Genomic DNA, 24347 nt, shown 5'->3' on the forward strand with positions numbered 1-24347 from the left:
AGGCCTGCTTTTCAGTTTTGTATCTGATTAATTACTCTACCGTAACGGATTTTGCGAGATTTCTCGGCTGATCGACATTACACCCGCGCAATACCGCGATGTGGTAAGACAACAATTGCAACGGAATCGTCGTCAACAATGGCGAAAGCGCATCCGACGTATCCGGAATTTCGATGACATAATCTGCAAGATCGCGAACCTGGGTATCACCCTGGGTGACGACTGCGATGATTTTACCGCTTCTCGACTTGATTTCCTGGATGTTGCTCACGACCTTGTCATAGTGGCCTTGTTTCGGGGCGATGACGACAACCGGCATCAACTCGTCGATCAAGGCGATCGGCCCGTGTTTCATTTCCGCCGCAGGATAACCTTCGGCATGGATATACGAAATTTCCTTTAGTTTCAATGCACCTTCGAGCGCCACCGGGAAGTTGTATCCGCGCCCGAGGTAAAGGCAGTTTGGCGAATCCTTGAATCTTTCGGCAATCGTTTTGGCGATGTCGTTCGTGTTCAACGCTTCGGCTACTTTTTCAGGGATTACCTGAAGTTCCTGCAAATAGCGGTGGAAGTCAGAATTGTTCAACGTTCCTTTGGCTTTTGCCAGACGCAAGGCGATCATCGTCAATACCGTGATTTGCGTCGTGAACGCTTTTGTCGAGGCAACTCCGATCTCTGGACCTGCATGTGTATAAGCTCCGGCGTGTGTTTCCCGCGAAATCGACGATCCTACGACATTGCATACGCCAAATACGAAAGCACCTTTTTCTTTTGCCAGTTTGATGGCGGCCAATGTATCGGCGGTCTCACCAGATTGCGAAATCGCGATCAGCACGTCACCTTTGTTGATGATCGGGTTGCGATATCGGAATTCAGAAGCGTATTCCACTTCAACCGGGATGCGTGTGAATTCCTCAAATATGTACTCGGCCACAAGACCGGCGTGCCAAGAGGTTCCGCATGCCACGATGAGGATTCGGTCTGCATTCAGGAATTTTTCGAGGTTATCTTCGACGCCCGCCATCTGGATAATGCCCTCATTTGCATGAAGACGTCCGCGATAGGTATCCTTGATCACGTTTGGCTGCTCGTAGATTTCCTTGAGCATGAAGTGGTCGTAACCGCCTTTTTCGATTTGCTCGAGGTTCATCTGAAGCTCCTGCACATAAGGATCGACAAGTGAATCGTCTTTGATTTTGCGGACTTTGAGCGGCTTGTTCCTGCGCACGATCGCCATTTCCTCGTCTTCAAGGTAAATTGCGTTCGAGGTGTATTCGATGAAAGGCGATGCATCGGAAGCGATGAAAAACTCGTCTTTCCCGATTCCGATGGCAAGCGGGCTTCCCAAACGGGCAACCACGATTTCATCCGGGCGATTGACGTCGAAAACGCAGATGGCGTAAGCGCCGACAACCTGGTTCAACGCGATCTGAACCGCTTTCCCAAGTTTTACGTCCTCGTTTTTCTTAACTTCCTCTATAAGGTTTACCAAAACTTCGGTATCCGTGTCAGACTTGAACGTATAGCCTCGTTTGATGAGTTCTTTTTTGAGCGGCTCGTAATTTTCGATGATTCCGTTGTGGATGATCGCAAGCTGGCCCGAATTCGATAGGTGAGGATGTGAGTTCACGTCGTTCGGGACGCCATGTGTCGCCCAACGCGTATGTCCCATTCCGATGGTACCGTTGAGGCTGATTTCTTTTGTCGACCGTTCTTCAAGATCCGAAACCTTTCCTTTTGTCTTGGAGAGTTTCAATCCGTTCTCGTCGTAAATCATCACGCCCGCGCTGTCATAACCGCGATATTCGAGTCGTTTCAATCCTTTTATGACGATCGGGTAAGCATCCCGGTTGCCAATGTATCCAACAATTCCGCACATAACTTTTGAATTTTGTTTATTTGGTTGGTAAGGTTCAGATTTTAGTTTGCGTTGTTTTCCTCAGGACGCGTAAAATAGATCACGAGTTTGAGACGCTCCGCTACGTCCGGACTGTTCGGACCGTGTAGCACGACGCCGAACGGGTGCATGGCCGAACCCTTTGGTATTTTGTTGTAGTTGGTCGTCGAGCCATCCTGGTTGGAGACCGCAATTGGATTTTTGGTGCGCACCATCGCGGTTTCGAGAATGTTTTCGGTTGCGGACAATCCGAAGCGAACCCTTGTGGAATCCGGCTCGTTGATCAAGCCGCGGATATAATTCGTAACCCGGAATTTATACCAATATTTCGTCGTTCCATCAGGAAGTTTCTTTGATTCGAGATTCCCGCCGAAGACGTTTTTGCTCGTCTTTGTATCTCCAGACGTCGAACCGTCAAAATTGTAGTCCACGATAGATTGACCGTTTGTCATGTCATAAAGGTAGAGACGGCGCGGTTTGACAGCACCTCCGGTAGCGACTTCATCGACGTTGAAGATCAGGTTGGCCTCGTTGATCATGGCTTGTGCGCCATTGTTGTCGGCAGTCAGCTGAGCGCGTTCGGCTTCGGTGATGATGTCGACGGCCGTGATATATCCTTCTCCACCTTTCACGATGAGTTTGTCGGGTGTTTGAGGCGGAACGTTCTCGTAATTGAGCAAACTGATCGAATTCCCGGTAAGGTTAAGTTTCATTTCAAACCGTCGTTCGACCGTAGAAGTCTGGCCGCTGTTTGTCGTGGTGATATCTCTTCGGTAGTAAATCGTGATGACGCCTTTGGAAAAATCAAGTGTGTTGAGGACGCCTTCGAGGTTATTCGGGTTGGAAACCTGGAAATACAAACCTCTAAAATAGTTTTTGAACACGTTGTTGTTCACCAGCATACCCTCAGGAGCCTCCATGATTTTCGACTTGAAGAATGCCTTGCTCAACGTAAGGTACATTCCCGGCCCTTGCTTGACCTCGGTGGAGTCCGTGTCGGTTATGTCGGTTTCCCGCCTGTGTGTGATGATTTCCTTATTGCTGAACTTAAACTGCGTATTTTGCTCTGCTGCAGGCGCATTGTTTAATACCAAAGGTGAAGCCACACTGGCAATCGCATTATTCATATCATTGTAATATGCCTGCGACTGGGGCACGTTGTCCACTACGTCCTGATCGCGCAGGAAATAGTTGTTTTCACGGATCTTAAGATCGAATTTGGTTTCCTGGTTTCCGAAAATCGAATCGAGTTCGTATATTCTTTCCTCGTCGACAGTGTCGGTCTGATCAGCGAAATACGGAATGTAAAGCCGCACTTTGTCGACATCGATAAAATCATCCAAAGTAGGATTCACGCTGGCGAGCTCGACCTGGGTAACATAATTGGCGGTTACTTTTCCGAATCGGAGATCGTTGTAGATTCCCAGTTGAGCCACCGGAAGGTTTTTAGTCTCGACAGGACCCGTAGCGTAGCTGGCCGCGCTTATGAAATTGTCTTCTTTCTTTTCCAGACCGTAGTGGTCGTCCCCAACCAGATCGGTTCCTATTTCATTAAAATCCTTATCGCACGAAACAATGGTAACGGCAGATAGCAAAAACAATACTGTCTTGAAAAAATTAGAAGTCATAAAATGCTTGAAATGGTTATAGGACCGTCTGCTTATAGAAATTCGTATAGGCTTGGGCAAAGGTTTCTTTCGGCGCGAAAGGTAGAAAAGGTTTGCCCGAAGATTCTATAAATTTTGTTAAACTTGGAGACAGGTTTTCGGACCCTATAATCACTGCGTCAGAGTGCATTACGGACGCTTTTATGATGTTTTCGTAGTCCGGTGTTTCGAGGTCGGAAACCGCATCTTGAGGAATGTCGTCAAACATCACTTTGCTCATCATTTTCGCATCGAGCGTTCCCTCAAAACCTTGGGCGTAAACCGATGTCACGATCTTGGTATTGGCGAAAAGCGCCTCGTCCTTATAATAGTGCTTCATATATATAGGAAGCATGGCCGCCATCCATCCGTGGACGTGGATGATGTCCGGAACCCAATTGAGTTTCTTGACCGTTTCGACTACGCCTTTCGCGAAGAAAATCGATCGCTCGTCATTGTCCGGATACAAGGCGCCGTCTTCGTCCGTGAACGTAGATTTGCGCTTGAAATACTCATCGTTGTCGATAAAGTAGACCTGGATGCGTTCTTTCGGTATCGATGCCACCTTGATGATGAGCGGCATATCAAGGTCGTTTACCACCAAATTCATTCCCGAAAGCCGAATTACTTCGTGCAATTGGTGCCTTCTCTCATTAATATTTCCGTAGCGCGGCATGAAAATTCTGATTTGTCCGCCTTGATCGTTGATCATTTTCGGAACATCATAAGACATCAAAGACACCTCATTTTCAGCTAAATACGGAACAACTTCAGATGATACGTACAATATCCTCTTATCCTCCATATGGTAAATCTCTTTTTCTGTAACCCAATAAAAACAGGCAAAAATACGAAATTTTATGGTATTATTAACAAAAGTGATAATTTTGCCCCTCTTTAATACTATGACTCCATGCTGATTTTTAATAATCAGGAAGCCCTTTCGGCTCACCTAAGTTCCATCAGGAAGCCGCAAACCACAACGGGCTTTGTCCCTACCATGGGCGCTTTGCACGACGGCCATCTCTCGTTGCTTTCAGAATCTGTCGCGCAAAATGACATTACGGTTATCAGTATTTTCGTCAATCCGACGCAATTCAACAATGCGGACGATCTTGCGAAATATCCGAGGACGCTTGACGCGGATGTGGCCAAGATAGAAACCGTCAGTGCGGACATTCTCGTATACGCTCCGTCGGTAAACGACATTTACGGATCGGACACCGTTTCCGGTCAATTCGACTTCGACGGCCTTGAGAATCAAATGGAAGGCAAGTTCCGCCCCGGACATTTTGACGGTGTCGGCACGATCGTAAAGTTCCTTTTTGAAATCGTCGAACCGACTAACGCATATTTCGGGGAGAAGGATTTCCAGCAGTTGCAGATCGTACGCAAACTCGTTTCCAAGCATGGAATCCCGGTAAAGGTCGTACTTTGCCCGATTTTTCGCGAGCCCAACGGCCTGGCAATGAGTTCCCGAAACGAACGCCTTGCACCTGAAACACGGGAAAAAGCGGCTGTCATTTATAAAGCGTTAACTACTGCCAAACAGCTCTTTGGCACGAAATCTGTCAGGCAGCTGCGCGATCTGGTAACCGAAATGGTTGAGCAAAACGGGACGTTCCGACTTGAATATTTTGAGATAGCTGACGAAGCGACATTGGTGCCGGTCGAAAAAACGGAAAATAACGTGAAATATCGCGCTTTCATTGCGGTATTCGCAAACGACATCCGTTTGATAGATACAGTTTCATTAAATTAATTACCTTTGCCCCCATGTTAGTACATGTTGTAAAGTCGAAGATCCACCGCGTTTCCGTAACCGGCGCTGATCTGAATTATATCGGAAGCATCACTATTGACGAGGCCCTGATGGAAGCGGCCAATATCATCGAAGGTGAGAAGGTTTCGATCGTGAACGTGAACAATGGCGAACGGCTTGAGACATACGTCATTACCGGAAACCGCAACAGTGGTGAAATCCAGCTCAACGGCCCGGCTGCGCGCAAGGTCGCGAAAGGCGATATCATCATCATCATTTCCTACGGAATCCTCGAATTCGAGGAAGCCAAGTCCTTTAAACCAAGTCTCGTTTTTCCTAACGAGAAGGATAATTCCCTTACCTGATCTTGAAACAACCGATAAGCAAATTCCTTTCTATAGTGTTGCCTATAGCGTTAGGGATTTATCTTATCGTATACACTTACAACGGTTTTACGCCTGAGCAGATCGATGAAATCCGGTCGTATTTTCGCGATGCGGAGTACTCATATATCGTAATTGGTGCGTTGATCGCCGTCCTCGGAAATGTCTCACGCGCCTGGAGATGGAAATATCCGCTCGAGCAAATGGGTTATAAGTCGTCTTTCCTCAACAATTTTCTTGCAATCAATATTTGTTATCTGCTGAATCTTGCGGTACCAAAATCGGGAGAAGTCAGCCGTGCCGTAATCCTTAAAAAGTACGAAGACATCCCGTTCGACAAAGGTTTCGGTTCTATCGTGGCCGAACGCTTGCTGGATGTCCTGATACTCTTCGGCTTTATGCTGCTTGCTTTTTTCCTGCAATTCGACGTCGTGAAGGCCTTTGTGCTCGACCAGATACCGCTTAATAAACTCTTGCTTTTCGGCGGTATCGGATTTGGGATCGGCATGATTTTTTTGTGGATCTACATGTACTCCAAATCCAAATACGTGTTGTTGCTCAAAGAGAAGATTTCCGGTTTGAAGGAAGGCGTTTTCAGCATTCTCAAAATGGAGAAAAAATGGCTTTTCCTCGCCCATACGATGCTGATTTGGGCGTCGTATCTGCTTACTTTCTATGTAACGATGCACGTTTTTCCACAAACCTCGGGACTTTCGTTCGGGGCGGCAATTTCCGCATTTGTCGTCGGCAGCATCGCCATCGCCTTTACCAATAGCGGCTTCGGGTCGTATCCGTTCCTGATCTCGCAAATCTTGGTTTTTTACGCCGTTGAGAAAACGGTAGGCAACGCTTTCGGATGGATTGTCTGGACGTCCCAAATGCTCGTGGTCGTGATCTTCGGGTTCGCATCTTTTATACTATTGCCGATATTGAATAGGGGAAGTAGGACTTCGTAAGACTATTTGGTGTGGTCGCGGTTTATGGGTTGAATTTAAGATTTAGTACAGAAAAACTGTAAGGGGCGGAGCGCTTAAACCCATATTTTTGTCCTTGGGCGGGCGCGGGAAAGCTGTATGAGCAAGGAGAACTGACAATCAGTTTACTTTTGATTTTGTAACTTCTACGTAATGCTAAAATCCCTATCTTGGCTTGCCAAACCAAGAACTATGAGAGCTTTTCTTTTTGTTGCAAGCGTGCTGTTCTGCACGGCCTTCGCATCTGCACAAAACACGGTCATAGACTCCGTCAAGTCTAAGAAACTGGGCGTTTCACGCGAAATCAGCATCGCCCTTCCGCCATCGTATAAAAAAGACAAGGACAGGAAATTCCCGTTGCTCATTTTGCTCGACGGTGAATATCTTATGCCGGCCTTCACGGGTGCGCTCGACTATGGCGCCTATTGGGAAGATATCCCGGAGATGATCGTGGTCGGCATCAGCCAGAATAAGAACGGAGAGCGCGATGCAGATACTACTTTTGACAAGGAAACCGGCCTACCGGAAGGGAAAGGCGCTGATTTCTTTGATTTCATCGGAACCGAACTGGTCCCCATTATAGAAAAAAGCTACCGCGTCGCACCGCTGAAACTCATCGCCGGCCACGACATGACCGCGGGTTTCGCCAACTATTTCCTTTACAAGGACATTCCGGTTTTCGACGGTTATATTTTGCTTAGTCCGGATATGCCGCCGGGAATGGAAGAGCAGATTCCCGAAAGGCTTACCAAGATCCAAAAGCCGATCTGGTATTATCACGCCACTGCAGACGGGGACGTCAAGAAACTCGCTACGCGTATCCGAAAACTCGACGAAACAGCCAAAACCGTGAAACGTCCGGGATTGAACTATCGCTTCGACGACTTCAAGGGCGCGTCCCATTATTCGCTTGTCCTGTATGCGATTCCGAGCGCACTTTACGGTTTCTTTTCGGTCTACCAACCCATTTCGGCTAACGAGTTCAACGAAAAGATCGCCACGCTCCAGGAAGGTTATGTGCAATATCTGGTCGATAAATACGATGTAATCGAGAAAACGATGGGCATGAAAATGAAAATCCGACTCAACGATTTCAAGGCGATTGAGGCGGCTATCATCAAAAACAAGGCGTATAACGAATTCGACCAGTTGTCTCAATTGGCCGACAAACAATACCCGCGCACGATGCTCGCCGATTACGAAATGGGCCAGATGTACGAAAAGAAAGGCGATTATCCGCGAGCGATCAAGGCGTACATGCGCGCATACCAAATGCAGGAAGTCGGCGATTTGACAAAGGATATGATGTTTGAAAAGGCAGAGGAATTGAAGAAGATGTGACAATTAGCGAATTAGTCAATGAGTCAATGAGATAATTGGTGTTCCGATCGGGCAATCTTGAACCTTAAACTTTAAACTTCAGACTTTAAACTTCAAACTTTAAACCTTAAACCCTGACCAAACTCCCTGTCCCAACCAAATCCTATGGCCAAAGTAAAAACCGCCTTTTTCTGCCAGAACTGCGGCACGCAATATCCAAAGTGGCAGGGGCAATGCAACGCGTGCAAGCAATGGAATACCATTGTGGAAGAGATCGTGCACAAAGAAGAAAAACCGGTCTGGCAAGCTACAAATCACGAAACCAAGCGCGCGTCGAAACCGTTGCGCATCAAGGAAATCGATTCGGCTGAGGAATACCGTCTCGACAGTTCGGACGGGGAACTCAACCGCGTCCTCGGAGGCGGCATCGTGCCCGGATCGCTGATTCTGTTGGGAGGCGAACCGGGAATCGGGAAAAGTACCTTGCTATTGCAGATATCGCTGAAATTGCCGTTTCGGACACTTTACGTTTCGGGCGAAGAAAGCCAGAAGCAAATCAAGATGCGCGCCGAACGCATCAATCCGACCAGCGACAATTGCTACATCCTTACCGAAACCAAAACACAAAACATATTTCGACAGATAGAAGAAATCGACCCTGACATCCTGATCATCGATTCCATCCAAACGCTGCACACCGATTATATAGAAGCCTCTCCGGGTTCCATTTCGCAAATTCGCGAATGCACGGCCGAACTCATCAAATTCGCCAAGGAATCGAACGTCCCGGTAATCCTTATCGGACATATTACCAAAGACGGAAACATTGCCGGGCCTAAGATCCTCGAGCACATGGTCGACACCGTTTTGCAATTCGAAGGCGACCGAAACCACGTTTACCGATTGCTGCGTTCGCTCAAAAACCGTTTCGGATCGACGGCTGAACTCGGGATTTACGAAATGCAGGGCAGCGGATTGCGCGAAGTCTCAAACCCGTCCGAAATTTTGATTTCGCATCGGGAGGAAAATTTGTCAGGAACGGCGATCGCTGCGACTTTGGAAGGCATGCGCCCGTTGATGATCGAAATCCAGGCGCTCGTGAGCACGGCGGTTTACGGAACGCCACAACGCTCCACGACAGGTTACAATGCCAAACGCCTCAACATGATTCTCGCCGTTTTGGAAAAGCGGGCGGGTTTCAGGCTGGGAACAAAAGACGTGTTTTTGAACGTGACGGGTGGAATTTCGGTAGACGATCCTGCGATTGACTTGGCGGTTGTCGCAGCCATTCTTTCGTCGAATGAAGACATTCCCGTAATAAAAGACTGTTGTTTTGTGGGCGAAGTCGGGCTCTCGGGAGAAATCCGTCCGGTAAACCGAATCGACCAACGAATACAGGAAGCCGAGAAGCTTGGGTTTTCGCAAATATTTGTGTCCAAGTACAATAAGATCACACTCAAGAATTCGTTCATCAAGATCAGTCTCGTATCGCGCATCGAAGACATTGCGTCAGAGCTCTTCGGTTAACACATCTTAACATTTAAAACCTTATATTTAGTGTTTATTTCGTCCAAATGAAGAAAAGCACCAAAAAGAAAATTTACATAGGGATCGGCTCCTTTTTTACCTTGATCCTGCTGGCGCTTTTGGGCATTTTCATTTTCCGCGACAGTTTGCTCGACAAGGCCATAGTCAAGGTTTCGGATAAGATCGCGTCCGACTACGACAGCAAATTCAGCATAAAAGCTGCCAGGTTCACCGGTTTCAGTTCGATCGAGATGAACGATATTTTACTTGTTCCGAATAATGCCGATACGCTAGTCAGCGTCAAATCGCTAAATACCGAAGTCAATTTCTGGAAACTTTTCACAGGCGATCTCCAACTCGGGACGCTCGTCGTCAAAGACGGATTCATCCAACTGGTAAAGAACGCCAACGGCAAGAATTTCGATGCTTTCCTGCATCCGAAAAACCAAGAAGAACAAGAAGAAATCAAGACGAACGAGCCCAAGAACTACGCGCGCCTCGGCTATCGCATCCTGAATCGCGTGCTCAATTTGGTTCCGACGAGCATGCAACTCGAAAATATTTCGCTGAGAATGGACGACATGGGCCGCAAAGTCACGATGAAAATGGACAGGCTCCGGCTTCAGGACAAACAGCTCAAAACTACGATCGACGTCACCACGAACACATTCAACCAAAAATGGGAAATCGCCGGTTTTGCAGATCCACGCGACAAAAAGACCGATCTGCGGTTTTACACGACCGATTCGATGGGCATCAAGGTTCCGTATGTGGACGAACGCTATAACCTGAAATCGGGTTTTGATTCGATCCGGCTTAAAGTAGACAACATCAGTTACAGCGGAGGCGAAATGAACATCGACGGATTTTCCTCAATTGCGAATTTACGCGTGAACCATCCGAAAGTGGCTTCGAAAGACGTCGTGGTACAAAATGCAAAATTCGATTACCATTTGCTCTTCGGCCCGGATTTCGTGGCTGTCGACAGTTCGTCCACGGCGGTGCTGAACAAGATCAAGTTTCATCCGTATGCCGAATATAATGTCGCCGGGGACACGATCTACAAGGCCAAAATCGACATCCCGAAAATGCAGGCGCAAGATTTCATCGAATCGCTTCCGAAAGGACTTTTCACGAATTTCGAAGGTATGGAAGCAGAGGGCGCGTTCGACTATAAGCTTGATTTCGCGTATAACAAGAACAAACCCAATAAAACGGTACTCAAGGTCAAACTCAACAAGGAAAACCTCAAAATCAAGAAATATGGTGAAGCCAATCTTGGCAAGCTCAACGGCAGTTTCGTGTATCGCGCGATCGAGAACGGCAGGCGATTGCGTCCGATATTGGTTAATCCCGTCAACATTTACTACACGCCTTTAGACCAGATTTCGCCTTATTTAAAACGAGCGGTTTTAACGACCGAAGATCCGTCGTTCTACAGCCACAAAGGCTTTATAAACGACGCGTTCAAACAATCGATTGTGCAAAACATCAAGACCAAACGCTTTGCAAGGGGCGCGAGTACGATTTCGATGCAGCTCATCAAAAATGTTTTCCTAACGCGGGAAAAGACGTTGTCGCGCAAACTTGAGGAAATCCTGCTCGTGTACATCATGGAGAACAACAATATCGTGAGCAAGAACCGGATGTATGAAGTATACCTGAACATCATCGAATGGGGCCCGAACGTTTACGGGATTGGAGAAGCGTCGTTGTTCTATTTTCTAAAACATCCGAGCGAACTCAACCTCAACGAATCGCTTTATCTCGCCTCGATCGTACCGAAGCCGAAAGGTTTCATGTGGCAATTTGACGGGGAAGCGACGCTGAAGCCTTATCTGGTCAGACGCAATTCCTATCTCAAAAATACGATGATGCGCCGCGGATGGCTCACGCCCGAAGATACCACCGCCCAAACCAAAAAGGTCGTGCTTTACGGAGCGGCGCGTGCCTATGTGAAAAGAGAAGACGAAAAGATCATCAACGTCGATACGCTTGAAGTTGACGAGTTCGACTTCTAAACCTTTTCGAGTTCCCGGAGCCGGTCGTAAACGAGGTGGCTTTCAAAACCTTTTCGCAACAGGGCGTCGCAGAACTTTTTGCGGATGGCTTGTGTCGTCCTTTGCGGATACGATTCCCACAGCCGTTCTGAAAATTTGTAGAAAGTATCGAAATATTCCTCGTCTGAGAGCTCTTTGAGAGCCGTCGCGATATTGCGCTGTGAGATATTTCGCATCTTAAGTTCGTTCGCGATTCTTACTTTTCCCCAATTTTTGATGCGGTGTTTGCCTCTCGCGAAACTCTTGGCGAACCGTTCCTCATTAAGGAAATTTTTGTCGATAAGATGTACCACTATCGACTCAATTGCCTCCGGAATCATTGACATGGCGCGCAGTTTCTTCATCACTTCATCGTGGCAACGCTCCTGGTAAGCACAGTATTGCTCAAGCACTTGCCTTGCCTGTTCAACTGTATACGACTTGCCGTTTCTGAAAGGATAATCTGTCATATTTATTGTTGAAAAATCTGAATACTAAAAGCGTTGAAAACAAGTTATTTAGATTAGATTTGTTGCCCTTTTTAATCCAAAGGGAAAAACAATACGAATATACGCCGTAAATAGAGTCTAAGAAACAAAAACAAATGCCACATGAAGATGAGAATTTTACTATTGCTCGCGGGACTATTCTTGGGAAGTTACGCGAGTGCGCAGATTTATCAACACAATTTCACGACAGCTGCCTCGGGAAGCACTTATAATATCGCTCCTAACATTGCTGACCCAAATATTTCTGCCAGCCTTTGGGCAACGACAGCGCAAAATGGTTTTGGAAGTCTGGCAGGTGCGGCTGGAAATTCGCTTTCAATAGAACATTCTAGCGGAACACAAACTTATACATTGACGTTTAATGTTGCATCAGGCTACCAAGCAGCAATAAGTTCGTTCAGCTTTTGGCGGCGGCGAAGTGACACAGGCGCTCAAAACTGGAGCATGACAGTAAACGGAATCGCGGTCGGTTCGGGAACCGTTCCCATGACAGGCGCGACCACCGGAACGCTCGCGGTAACAAATACGGTTTCTGGATTGACGGGAACGGCCACTGTTGTTCTTTCGTTATCGGGAGCGACCGCAGGAGGCACATTCAGGCTTGATAATTTTACGCTTAATGGCTCTGTTGATCCGGTCGGCCCTTATTCGGTACAAACAGGCGACTGGAATGTCGCTTCAACGTGGAGCACGAACGCCGTCCCTTTAAATTCAGATAACGTACGAATCACGGCAGGCCACATTGTTCATACGACAGCTAGCCTGCAACGCAACGGTACAACGACCGTCAACGGCACTTTCGAATTGCGCAACGGCGGTTTCGCCCAGGGAACGAATTTCACTTACGGAAGCGCAGGCGGCCTCAATTTCAACACGACCGGCGTCTACGGAATCAACAATAACCACGTCTATTGGCCTGCGACAAACAGTCCGTTCAACGTGACGGTGCTTCAGGGCGGAATTCAGATGAACAGCACCTCGCGTACCGTTGCAGGAACCTTCGTGGCCGGCGGTAACCAGGGCGTGGCGTTTGCGGTTCCGTCTGTATTGACGTTGAACGGGATTTGCCGCATCGATCCGACAGGATATTTCTTGAATTCGCCAATTTATGGAAACGCATCGGAACTGATTTACAACACTGGCGGCACTTTCGGACGCGGCTTCGAGTGGTTTGCAAATGGAGCCGGAACGATCGGCTCAACGCCCGGTTATCCGAATGACGTCAGGATATCGGCAAACACGATCCTGAATTACAACAATGGAACGCCACAGGCCAAAGCGGTAGCGAGAGATTTCACGATCGACGCCGGCTCCCATTTGAATATGAACATCGGCACATCGTCGAATTTACCTTTGACCGTCGGGAGAAACGTCGTGAATAACGGCACGATGACGCTTGGTAACGTCGCGGGCGCAGATTTGAAACTTACCGGAAACTTCACTAACACAGGGACGTTCAACGGCAACGCACGCGCGGTTTCTTTTTCGGCAGCGACCGGAATCCAAACAATTTCCTCCACGACGGCACTTACATTTCCTTATGTCGTTTTCGAGAGCGCGGGAGTCCACACGATTCAGTTGTTGAGCGACCTGACCATCAGTGCGCCAAATGGAGGCGATGCGATTTCGTTTAATTCCGCGAACGATATTTTTGCGTTGAACAACCGGGCGCTGATCATCGGAACGCCTGGCGTCGCCAATACGATAGCCGGAATCGGTTTCTTTGACGGAACCAATTCGGTGACGACCACTTCGGCCATGACGTTGAGGGGAACGGGATCCATCGGCACGTTGCGATTCAGGACTGGCTTCCAGAACCTGGCATCGCTGGTAATCGACCGCACTTCGGCTGCGACCGCCGTAACGTTGGGAACCGCACTGCGCGTACAATCTACGCTTACGTTGACGAACGGGCGCCTTGATGTAGGGAATTTTCCACTAACTCTTGGTCCGTCACTAGCTTACACAGGGAACGCATCGAATTATATTATTGCCGATAGGGAAAATGCAAATGCAAACGTGTTCAAAATTTTCTCCGCTGCCGGAAATTTCACGTTCCCTATTGGAGATTCCGACGTGTCGATGGACGGATCCCAGTATTCGCCTTTAGCGGTAACAATAGCGGGAGGAACAGGATATTCTGCCAACTCTTACGTACGTGCCGCAGTTCACGACATCAAAAAGGCCAATTTGGACGCACCAACGGATTTTCTTACCAGATATTGGGATTTGGGCACGAGCGGATTCACACCCGGAACGTTTACCGCTTCAGGAACTTATCTCGCCGTTGATGTAAGTACGCCGGTCAATGAAGCTACATACAAAACGCAACACTGGAACAACGCGGTTTGGACTTCTGGCACTCTGATCACGCCGATGACTACCGGTCCTATAATTTGCACGTCTGGTGCAGGTGCCGTAAACCATATAACAGCGGGCATCCGGAATCCCGACATCAATGTAAGGGGAATCAACGGAGGTTCAGATCCGACGATTGTTTCCGGCGATATGGTTCCGTCGGGATTGGACAACACGGAATTTGCGGCCCAAACTATCGGAAATTCACAGACGAAATCGTTCCGTATTGAAAATGTCGGGGACACTTCTTTGAACGTTTCCGCCTTAACGCTTACGGGTACCAATCCAGGGGATTTCACTATTTCAGCTTCAGCGCCGTATTCAATTTCGGGCCCGACAGGATTTGTCGATTTTACCATCACATTCCAACCGACGGCTGCGGGTTTGCATACGGCAGTAGTCAATATCGCAAGTAATGATCCGACGGCAGCGGAGAGTCCGTATCGATTTATGATTCAGGGTGTCGGCGATTGTCCGACCAATACAAATACCGTTACGCCAACTTCTGGACCGGCCGGAACACTCGTGACCATCACAGCAACCACGGATAATTTGAACGGCGCATCGGTTACGTTCAACGGAATCCCCGCCGTCGTGAACCAAATTTCGGCTACGCAGGTGACGGCGATCATACCGGTTGGGGCTACCGATGGGCCATTGATCGTTATGAACGCTGCTGGTTGCCCGGCGACCACGCCATTTGACGTTATCGATACGGTCGCGAGCGGTTGCCAAGGTGGCAGCGCGCTTCCCTCGACACTTTTTATAAGTCAATTGACAGACTCCGGAGTGGGGGCGATGTCCTATATCGAAATTTACAACGGAACGGGTGCCACCGTAAATCTTAGCGGTTGGTCGTTGCGTTTGTACAACAACGGAAGCGCGACGCAAAACGGAGGACAGGTCAATCTCAACAATTTCAATCTTGCGAACGGAAGTTCGTATACTGTTGCCATCGGACTCGACTCCTCGTGTTCGACAACGCCCGGAGCAGACGGGTCGAGAGCAGACCAACTCGCTGGTACCGTTGCCGGGGTAAACTTTCACAATAGCGGCAATACAAGCAGCGGCCACGATCATATCCGACTTTATAACAGCGGTGGTACACATGTCGATAGTTGGGGCGTGTATAACAGCGCAAACTGGGCGACCTCACTCAATTTGGGACAATCAGGCGCTAATTTTATCCGAAGGAACAATGTCGTTGTTCCAAATGTGAATTATGTCAATTCCGAATGGAACATTACCGATTGGGGCGAAGACTGTCCGTCACTTGATTTCTCCGATATCGGTACATTCGATTTTATCGCCGGCACGCCTCCGAATATCACGCTCCACCCAACATTCGTTCCGAGTTGCAAAGAAACTACGTTCACAGTTGCGGCCGACGAAGGTTTTTCAGGCGGCAACGGCCTTGCATATCAATGGTATGAAGTCGCACCCGGAGCTACGACCTGGACGCAACTCGCCAATGGAGGCGTTTACTCGGGCGTGACGACCGAAAACCTGACGATCTCAAACATTACCGGGCTTGAAGGCTATCAATATTATGCTCAGATCCGTGAAACCGGCGCGACCTGTTACTCGGCATCGAACGCTGTAAGGATTTCCGCAGTGAACACCGTGACGTGGAATGGCACCAACTGGGTGCCCGCTGCGCCAAACTCATCCACACCCGCGATCATTAACGGCAATTACAACACGGCTGCCAACGGAAGTTTTGAAGCGTGCAGCCTGACGGTAAACAACACGGGAACGCTCGTGATTTCTCCGAATACTTATGTTTCGATTGTGAACGACTCGACGGTGAACACGGGCGGTACACTCCAGGTTCAGGATGACGGTTCGCTCGTGATGATCGAAGACAGTGGTATCGTAACCAATAACGGGACGACCCAGGTGACCCGCCAAACCACGCCTTTCCGCCGATATGATTATACGTATTGGTCGTCACCTGTGACCAATACTACACTGGGCGCGGCAATGCCGGGTTGGCGATACGACTATTCCTGGACATTCAACACCGCAAATTATACCGACATCACCGGCCCTAACGGGACGGGCGGCCCCGACGGGTTCGACGACAACAACGATACTTGGGTAAACGCCGGGGCAGGAGCGACGATGATCCCGGCAAAAGGCTATACGGTTATGGGGCCGACGAACCTGGGAACCTATCCCGCTTTGTCAAGTGTCACGTTTTCCGGAGCGGTCAACAATGGCGTTGTCACGATTCCGCTGGCCTTGAGCGCTAACGCGGCCGACAACCTTGACGACTATAATTTGGTAGGAAACCCTTATCCGTCGGCGATCTTTGCAGATGATTTCATCAACCTGAATACGAATATTTCCGGAACGCTGACGTTCTGGACCCATTCCACGCCTGTTTCCAACACTGCGCCGGGGCCTTATCAGATGAATTTCGTCACCACCGATTACGCCATGTATAATCTCAGCGGCGGCGTTGCCAGTTCCAACGGCGGTGCGCAACCTACGGGATACGTTGCCAGCGGCCAGGGATTCTTCGTGGAGGCTAACACGGCAGGCAATCTTGTTTTCAATAACGCGATGCGCGATAGCGGTTATTCGAACAATAACTTTTACCGCAACGCGAATGTCGATTTGCCTGCGGTCCAGAAAGACAGGATTTGGCTCAACTTCAAACACGAAATCGGGCTTTTCAGCCAGTCGTTGATTTGTTACACCAACGAGGCGACGCTCGGCGTTGATCGCGGCTATGATGGCATTGTGAGCAGCGGAGGAAATGCGGTGAGTTTTTATTCGTTGATAGACGAGGGTAAGTATCGTATTCAGGGACGTCCCGCATTTTCGAGTGACGATGTTGTTCCCCTCGGGCTGAACACGCGTTTGCCTGGAACTTATACAGTAAGCATCGAACGAGCCGAAGGGTTGTTGGACGATCCTTCGTTGCCTGTTTTCATCGAAGATAAACTACTTCATGTTTTCCACGATTTGAAGCAAGGCCCATATTCTTTCGAGGTCGGATTAGGAGCGACGGACAACCGCTTTCAACTGCGCTATTCGGAAAATGCTCTCGGTAATCCGGATATGGAAGCTCCTGAAAAACAAATTATTGTCGTTTCTACAGGCGATATGATAAAGGTGAGATCGGGCGCAGGAAGTATTTCTCAAATAGAGATTTTCGACATGCTCGGACGAAATATTTACTCCCAAAAGCAACTCGCGACTGATTATATGGAAGTGCCAGTTTTCGTGTCGGAGCAGGCGCTGCTGATTCGTATAACGCTTGCCGACGGTACACAGGCAGTGCGAAAAATCACACATTGAAAAACAGCATGTCTTAAGGTAAGAAAAACTTAAGAAAAAACCGATGTAATTCATCGGTTTTTTTTGTTTTTTATCGATTAAAAAATAGGTTCTAATAGGCTGTCAATCTTTTATTTGTAGGTTTGAAGGTTACAATTCCCAAACAAATTTTACCCTTGATTCCTACTGCGTATGAAACTTAAAAATTACTTTTTATTTGCTGCGGTTTTTTTACTCGCATCTGTCGCCCGATCACAGGTGATCCTGACCGAGGCGGCACCTACGGTAACCATCGATTTTTCGGCATCCATGCAAACAAGTGTAGGAAACGGAGCGTACAAGGCAGCAGGTTTTTCACCAAATCCCACGGTTGCAGGACGTTTGAACTCCAATGCCTGGGACGTACGCGGGTTTGATTTTGGTGTTTTGGGTTTTGGAGGCACGCAAACAGTGGATGATTTTGGGCGTGGACAGGTTACAAGCCCAGTATTGACGGGCGGTCTCTACGCTTATACGGAACTGCCCGGAACGGTAGCGAATCCGGCGTTTATGATCCAGCCAGCCGCAACCGATTTCAATCCCGGGTCAATTGTGCTCAGGGTGCGGAACAACGGGACGATCAACATGACCCAATTGGCGGTTTCTTACAATTTGTTCGTCAGGAATGACGAAGGTCGCTCATCCTCTTTCAACTTTTCGCATTCTGCCGATGACGTCGTATACGAACAAGAACCAACGCTCGATTACACCTCACCCGAAGCACCCGACGCTTTCCAATGGACGGCGATCGGCGTTTCTCCGGCAAGATCGATGATCATTACCGGTATCAATATAGCGCCGAACCAATATTATTATTTGAAGTGGACGTCTCAGGATGTCGGAGGAACCGGTGACCGGGATGAATTCGGCCTGGACGACATCGTGGTCTCTGCAACCTATGGAGCTCCTGCTCCGGAAATCAACGTCAAAGGTGTTTCTGGCGTCACGGTGCTCTCCGGCGATACGACTCCGACCGTTGCCGAAGGAACCGATTTTGCTCCGATAGGCGCACCGCTTTCTACCGTCGGCGCGAGCCTGAATACGACTTTCCACATACAAAACCTCGGCGGGGCGATCCTCAACGTAAGTAACATCCAAATCACAGGTCCGCACGCTTCTGATTTTACGATCTTCATTCCGGCGGCTAACAATCAGCCGACCGGAGACATACAACCGGCGAGTTTTTCGGGTAATTTCCGGGAACTTACCATCAAGTTCGATCCAAGCGACGAGGGTCTCAGGAAAGCGCGCGTTACCATCACCAATTCTGACAGCAACGAGAACCCTTATTTTTTCGATATTCAAGGATATGGCCTGATACCAAAGCCGGATATCAACGTCAAGGGATTTTCCGGAGGCACGTCTAACATTACCAGCGGTAACATGATCGCCGTTGCCGGAAACAACACGCTTTGGGCCGTCGACCAACTTGTAGGATCGAGTGTCAGCAAAGAGTATCGCATTCAAAATACAGCCAACATCGCCTCGGTGCTTCAGTTGACGGGCACGCCTAAAGTGCAGATTGCCGGTGCGAATCCCGGTGATTTTACCGTGGCCACGCAACCGACCTCGACGAATATCAACGGCGGTTTCGGATCGAATTTCGTCATTACCTTTACGCCCCAGGCAGCCGGCATCAGGACGGCTATAGTTTCCATCGCGAACAACGACCTGGTAAGCGATCCGTTCACTGGCCTGACGGAAAATCCTTATACGTTTCTCATTCAGGGGAAAGGCGTAGCTCCGGAAGTCGACATCACAGGAAATGGTCAGCCAATCGTCAGCGGAAGCGTGACACCTACTTTGGTCAACCATACATTTTTTGATTATCTGAATATTACCGGCGCCACGCTTGACAGGGTTTATACCGTGAGGAACACGGGAACGATGCCGCTTACGCTAGGAGCTTTGACACTTTCAGGAGTGAATGCGTCGGAATTTTCGATCGTTTCGTCTCCTTCGGCCACATTAGCAGTCAACGCCACTACGACATTTACGATTCGTTTCGATCCGTCGACCGTCGGAATCAAAAATGCTACGGTCAGTCTTGTGAATAATGATTTCGACGAGAATCCCTACACTTTCGCCATTCGCGGTTATGGACTGGACTACGTTCCTTGCGCATATGGAGTCGTGGAGACGATCGCCGTACAGGACTTTGAGACCGCTCCGGCCACTCCCACCTGGACATACACCAATACAGGCGGAACATTTGGCGGCGGAACAGGATACGGAGCCGCAAGTGATGGAGGAGCATCTCCCCGGTCGTTGGGTGCGCGCAGTTTCCAAGTGGTAAACGCAACGGGATCGGTAACGTTCAACGCAATCAACACATTGGTCTATAGTGATGTCGAACTTTCGCTGAGATTAGCTTCATTGTCCACAAACGCCACCGAGGGAAGCGATGCCAACGACAAAGTAACGGTGGCCGTCAGTGCCAATGGAGGTCTCAGTTGGTCAAACGAATTCGACCTGATCGGGAACACGAACTCGAGGTGGAGTTTCTCGTCCGGTTCGGGAATCATCGCGCTGCCTTACGATGGGAACAACGTCCTGACCAATTTTACCACTGCGGGAACCGGTTTTGTAACGACAGCTGGCATGAGCACGTTGCGCTTGTCCAATCTGCCCAAAACATCAAACCTTATGGTAAGGGTCACGCTGACGAACAATAGCGCTACCGAGATCTGGGCAATCGACAACGTAACCTTGTTTGGACGCAAGGAAATTACCACGACCTGGACGGGCACTTGGAGCAATGGGGCGCCAACCCAAACGACGAAAGCCATTTTCGATGCGAATTACAGCACTGCAACAGGCAATATTTCCGCTTGTAAATGCCAGGTTAACGCCGGGCGGACTATTACGGTCAATTCTGGCCAATTCTTAAACGTCGAAAGCGACATCGAGAACGCGGGAACGATCATAATCGAGAATGGCGGAAGTCTGGTTCAACGGAACGATTTTGCGTCGAATGTCGGAAACGTGACGGTAAGACGCAACTCGACTCCGATGCGCGCCTTCGATTATACATACTGGTCGTCGCCCGTCAGCGGACAGACGCTCTACAATCTTTCACCTGCGACGCGATCCGACAAATTTTACACGTTCAACACCCAAATCAACAATTGGCAGAATGTGCTAAGTTCAACCATCATGACGCCGGGCATCGGATACATCGTAAGATCGCCCCAATATTTTACCCAGACGCCGCAGGTTTATCCAGCGAGTTTTGTCGGGATGGCCAACAACGGATTCGTGACGCCGGCGGTTTACAACACCTCAGGAACCTGGAATCTTGTCGGGAATCCCTATCCGTCGGCGATAAATGCCGATGCGTTCCTGCAATTGCCGGGCAACGCCTCTCTGATCACCGGAACCTTGTACTTCTGGACGCACAATACGCCCGTAGCCAACCTTGTATACAATTACAATGACTATGCGGTGTACAATCTCCTCGGCGGAATCGGCACGATGGCAGCGCCGAATATCGGACTTAACAATACGGTGCCAAACGGGAAAATAGCATCGGGTCAGGGCTTTTTCGTGGTAAGCCACACGCCGGGTTCGCTCACGTTCAACAACAGCATGCGGATTACCGGGAATAACACCACTTTTTTCAGGCCGAATCAGCAAGGGTTTTCAAATTCGATTGTTGAAAATACTGATGTCGAAAAACACAGGATATGGCTCGACCTTTACAACGACAACGGGCGATTCAAGCAAACTTTGGTCGGATATGCAGCTGGCGCTTCGGACACTTTCGACGGCGCCTTTGACGGACTTGCTGCCGAAGCCGGAAACGAACTGGCGTTTTATTCGCTCATCGGCGAGGCCCAGACAGGATATGCGATTCAGGGGCGTTCTTTGCCTTTTTCAGATTCCGACGTGATCCCGATGGGTTATAAGACTGCCGCCGCCGGAACGTATTCGATTGCGTTGGAAGGATTCGACGGATTATTCGGCCAACAGAATATCTATCTGGAAGATAAATCGCTTGACATAATTCACGATCTTAAGCAAAGCGCCTACAGTTTTACCACGGCTCCCGGCACGTTCAATACACGTTTCGAATTGCGATTTGATACTGCTCAATTGGGAACACCGGACGTTTCGCGTGACGATGCGCTGACAATCGCCGTAAAGGACAGAAAAATCCAGTTGCGCAGCTCAGGTTCGCAGATCGAATCGGTTGGAGTTTTCGATTTATTGGGCCGGAATCTATACGAGAAGCGAAACATACAGGCGGAAGAAGTTTCGTTGGAAAATGTTTCCGACGCCAGCCAATCGCTGATCGTCAAAACGAAATTGGCCAACGGAGCGGTCATTTCCAAAAAAATCGTCCTATAATACAAAAGCCCCGTTTCGATGGGGCTTTTTTCTTAGTGTATTCCAAGCAATTTGTGGGTGCGCGCGACTGCCTTTTTGTTTTTGTAATCGATCCAGGATTGCCCTTTCCATTTTCGCATAAGGTTGTCGAAATGACGCATGAAGAAAATGTTGTAAGCTGCCTTGCCAAGATTTGAAATGTCTTGCGGAAGCGATCGCAAACTCATCGAAAAACCCGGTGTCAGGTATTTCATGTAGTGCCAATAACCTTCCGGCATATAGAGCATTTCACCGTGGCTTAGGTCGGTAACGAATCCTTTTGCTTTCTTAAGGGCCGGAAATTTTTCGAAATCAGGATTGTCAAAATCGATATCTTCTCGCGAAATCAACGCATGCGGAACCTTGTAGAGGTAAGGCGTCTGGTCTGGGGCGAAAAGGACACACCGCTTCTTGCCGTGAAAGTGAAAATGCAGGATGTTCGAATAATCGATGTCGTAATGGATGAACACTTTAGAATTCTGTCCGCCAAAAAACAGCATCGGCATTTGCTTGATAAGCTTGATCCCTAAATCGGGCCAGCGAAAGTCGTCGCGCAACTTGGGCACTTCCTTGACAAGATTGTAGAGAAAGATCCGATAATTCGTAGGCTCGGATTCCAACAAGTCGATGTAGTCCGACATTTTCATTTTGGCATGCGCTTGATTGAATTTGTCTTTGTGGGAAACCGGTCTATCGTCATAAAGCGGCACCACTTGCTCGCCTGCGAGGCGTTTCATGTATTCAAAATTCCATTTTTCGTATGCGGGCCAATCTTCGGTAAGTTTTTCTATGACGACCGGCCGTTGTTTTTTGACGTAATTATTGTAGAAATCTTCTTTTGAAATAGTTTCCACGCGGTCGATTTCGGTTAGGTGTAAAGACATACAGCTTTGAAGTTTTAAATGAAAATGCGCCTTTTTTAGTGCGCTTCCCTATCAAAGTTAGCAAGTGTTACGGAATTGTAAACCCGCCCGGATGCCAATCTTTTCCTAAAAATTAAAGGTTTCGGACATAAAAAAAGCTCCCGTTTTGGGAGCTCATTTGTATAAAATGACTTTATACTAATTTCTTTCCGGACGCCTCGAGATTGCGTTCGATGCTATGTCCTGGTCGCGTCCATCGTGGTTTTTCGCCAAGCGCATGGAATTGGGAATCCTCGGCTTCCACCGTTTGCGGCTGGACTTTTTTGGAAAATGGCTTTTGTGCGACCAATCCTAACATTTCGAACATTTTCATGTCTTCGTTGACATCAGGGTTTGGAGTAGTCAAGAGTTTGTCTCCCGCGAAAATCGAATTCGCACCGGCAAAGAAGCACATGGCCTGACCTTCTCTAGACATATTGGTGCGGCCGGCGGAAAGCCTTACCTGTGTCTCGGGCATTACGATACGAGTGGTCGCTACCATCCGGATCATATCCCATATTTCAACTGGCTTTTCGTCTTCCATCGGCGTTCCTTCGACGGCTACAAGTGCATTGATCGGCACCGATTCCGGCTGGGGATTCAACGTAGACAAAGCCACGAGCATTCCGGCCCGATCTTCTATGCTTTCGCCCATTCCGATGATGCCGCCGGAGCAAACCGTCACATTGGTCTTGCGCACGTTGTCGATCGTTTGCAAACGGTCTTCGTACCCGCGCGTCGAAATGACTTCCTTATAATATTCTTCGGATGTGTCGAGGTTGTGATTATACGCGTACAATCCGGCTTCAGCCAAACGTTGCGCCTGGTTTTCGGTGATCATGCCGAGCGTACAGCACACTTCCATGTCAAGTTTATTGATCGTTCGCACCATTTCCAAGACTTGGTCGAATTCCGGCCCATCCTTGACATTTCTCCATGCGGCGCCCATGCAAACTCGCGATGACCCACTGGCTTTGGCTCGTAACGCTTGTGCCTTTACGTGGTTGACCGTCATGAGATCATTGCCTGCTATATCGGTGTGATATCGAGCCGCCTGAGGGCAATAACCGCAATCTTCCGGGCATCCGCCTGTCTTGATTGAAAGCAGCGTCGAAACCTGGACCACATTAGGGTCGTGGTGAATGCGGTGGATGGAAGCCGCTTCAAACAACAAATCCATCATAGGCTTGTTGTAAAGGGCGATGATTTCCTCTTTTGTCCAATCGTGTCTTGTTTGGGTCATAAGGATAAATTTTAATTCGGTCAAAAGTAAAGAATTCTTGTTTAAGTCGGTTCGGATAGCCCGGCAAATGACGTCGCGTTACCTCACAAAAA

At 48.7% G+C, this 24347-nt stretch carries 14 protein-coding genes; 8 read left to right on the plus strand and 6 right to left on the minus strand.

Annotated features, from left to right (window positions below; all coding sequences use genetic code 11):
• Positions 1-31 precede the first annotated feature (31 nt).
• The 3 genes from glmS to HC229_RS04675 are packed head-to-tail and all read right to left on the minus strand — an operon-like array spanning position 32 to position 4348.
• Positions 32-1879 carry a glutamine--fructose-6-phosphate transaminase (isomerizing) gene (gene glmS, locus HC229_RS04665; protein WP_191019300.1) on the minus strand — a complete coding sequence of 616 codons (1848 nt, stop codon included), beginning with the start codon at positions 1877-1879 and terminating at the stop codon, positions 32-34.
• 41 nt (positions 1880-1920) lie between these two features.
• On the minus strand, positions 1921-3525 hold the full coding sequence (locus HC229_RS04670) for a DUF4270 domain-containing protein (RefSeq protein WP_191019301.1): 1605 nt from the start codon (positions 3523-3525) through the stop codon (positions 1921-1923).
• A 16-nt stretch (positions 3526-3541) separates the two neighbouring features.
• Positions 3542-4348: a glycogen/starch synthase gene (locus HC229_RS04675; RefSeq protein WP_191019302.1), complete on the minus strand. Its 807-nt coding sequence runs from the start codon at positions 4346-4348 to the stop codon at positions 3542-3544.
• A gap of 108 nt (positions 4349-4456) precedes the next feature.
• Between HC229_RS04675 and panC the strand changes: the two genes are divergently transcribed.
• The 6 genes from panC (at position 4457) to HC229_RS04705 (ending at position 11530) form a co-directional block, all read left to right on the plus strand.
• Positions 4457-5305, plus strand: a complete 849-nt coding sequence (gene panC / locus HC229_RS04680) for a pantoate--beta-alanine ligase (RefSeq protein WP_191019303.1) — start codon at positions 4457-4459, stop codon at positions 5303-5305.
• Between the two features lie 14 nt (positions 5306-5319).
• Positions 5320-5670 (plus strand): aspartate 1-decarboxylase, encoded by a 351-nt coding sequence (panD, locus tag HC229_RS04685; protein WP_191019304.1) that lies wholly within the window; start codon positions 5320-5322, stop codon positions 5668-5670.
• Between the two features lie 2 nt (positions 5671-5672).
• The gene (locus HC229_RS04690) at positions 5673-6644 is read left to right on the plus strand and encodes a lysylphosphatidylglycerol synthase transmembrane domain-containing protein (protein WP_191019305.1); all 972 of its coding nucleotides are present in this window, start codon (positions 5673-5675) and stop codon (positions 6642-6644) included.
• A 210-nt stretch (positions 6645-6854) separates the two neighbouring features.
• A complete protein-coding gene (locus HC229_RS04695; protein ID WP_191019306.1) occupies positions 6855-8003 on the plus strand; it encodes an alpha/beta hydrolase-fold protein in 1149 nt (382 codons plus the stop codon).
• A 144-nt stretch (positions 8004-8147) separates the two neighbouring features.
• On the plus strand, positions 8148-9509 hold the full coding sequence (gene radA, locus HC229_RS04700) for a DNA repair protein RadA (RefSeq protein ID WP_191019307.1): 1362 nt from the start codon (positions 8148-8150) through the stop codon (positions 9507-9509).
• Positions 9510-9556: 47 nt separating this feature from the next.
• The gene (locus HC229_RS04705; protein WP_191019308.1) at positions 9557-11530 is read left to right on the plus strand and encodes a transglycosylase domain-containing protein; all 1974 of its coding nucleotides are present in this window, start codon (positions 9557-9559) and stop codon (positions 11528-11530) included.
• Here HC229_RS04705 and HC229_RS04710 read toward each other — a convergent pair.
• The gene (locus HC229_RS04710) at positions 11527-12018 is read right to left on the minus strand and encodes a regulatory protein RecX (protein ID WP_191019309.1); all 492 of its coding nucleotides are present in this window, start codon (positions 12016-12018) and stop codon (positions 11527-11529) included. The genes HC229_RS04705 and HC229_RS04710 overlap by 4 nt on opposite strands.
• Before the next feature lie 483 nt (positions 12019-12501).
• Here HC229_RS04710 and HC229_RS04715 point away from each other — a divergent pair, with 483 nt between their 5' ends.
• Entirely contained in the window at positions 12502-17724 is a 5223-nt protein-coding gene (locus HC229_RS04715; protein ID WP_191019310.1) for a choice-of-anchor D domain-containing protein, read from the plus strand.
• Positions 17725-17895: 171 nt separating this feature from the next.
• Positions 17896-22092: a choice-of-anchor D domain-containing protein gene (locus HC229_RS04720; protein WP_191019311.1), complete on the plus strand. Its 4197-nt coding sequence runs from the start codon at positions 17896-17898 to the stop codon at positions 22090-22092.
• 32 nt (positions 22093-22124) lie between these two features.
• Here the strand turns inward: HC229_RS04720 and HC229_RS04725 are convergent, their stop codons facing one another.
• Positions 22125-22994 carry a cupin-like domain-containing protein gene (locus HC229_RS04725; protein ID WP_191019312.1) on the minus strand — a complete coding sequence of 290 codons (870 nt, stop codon included), beginning with the start codon at positions 22992-22994 and terminating at the stop codon, positions 22125-22127.
• A 172-nt stretch (positions 22995-23166) separates the two neighbouring features.
• Complete coding sequence (gene bioB, locus HC229_RS04730; RefSeq protein WP_191019313.1) at positions 23167-24255, minus strand: biotin synthase BioB; 1089 nt, start codon at positions 24253-24255, stop codon at positions 23167-23169.
• Positions 24256-24347: the final 92 nt, after the last annotated feature.

It is taken from the genome of Flavobacterium selenitireducens (assembly GCF_014748335.1).
Taxonomy (GTDB): Bacteria; Bacteroidota; Bacteroidia; order Flavobacteriales; family Flavobacteriaceae; genus Flavobacterium; species Flavobacterium selenitireducens.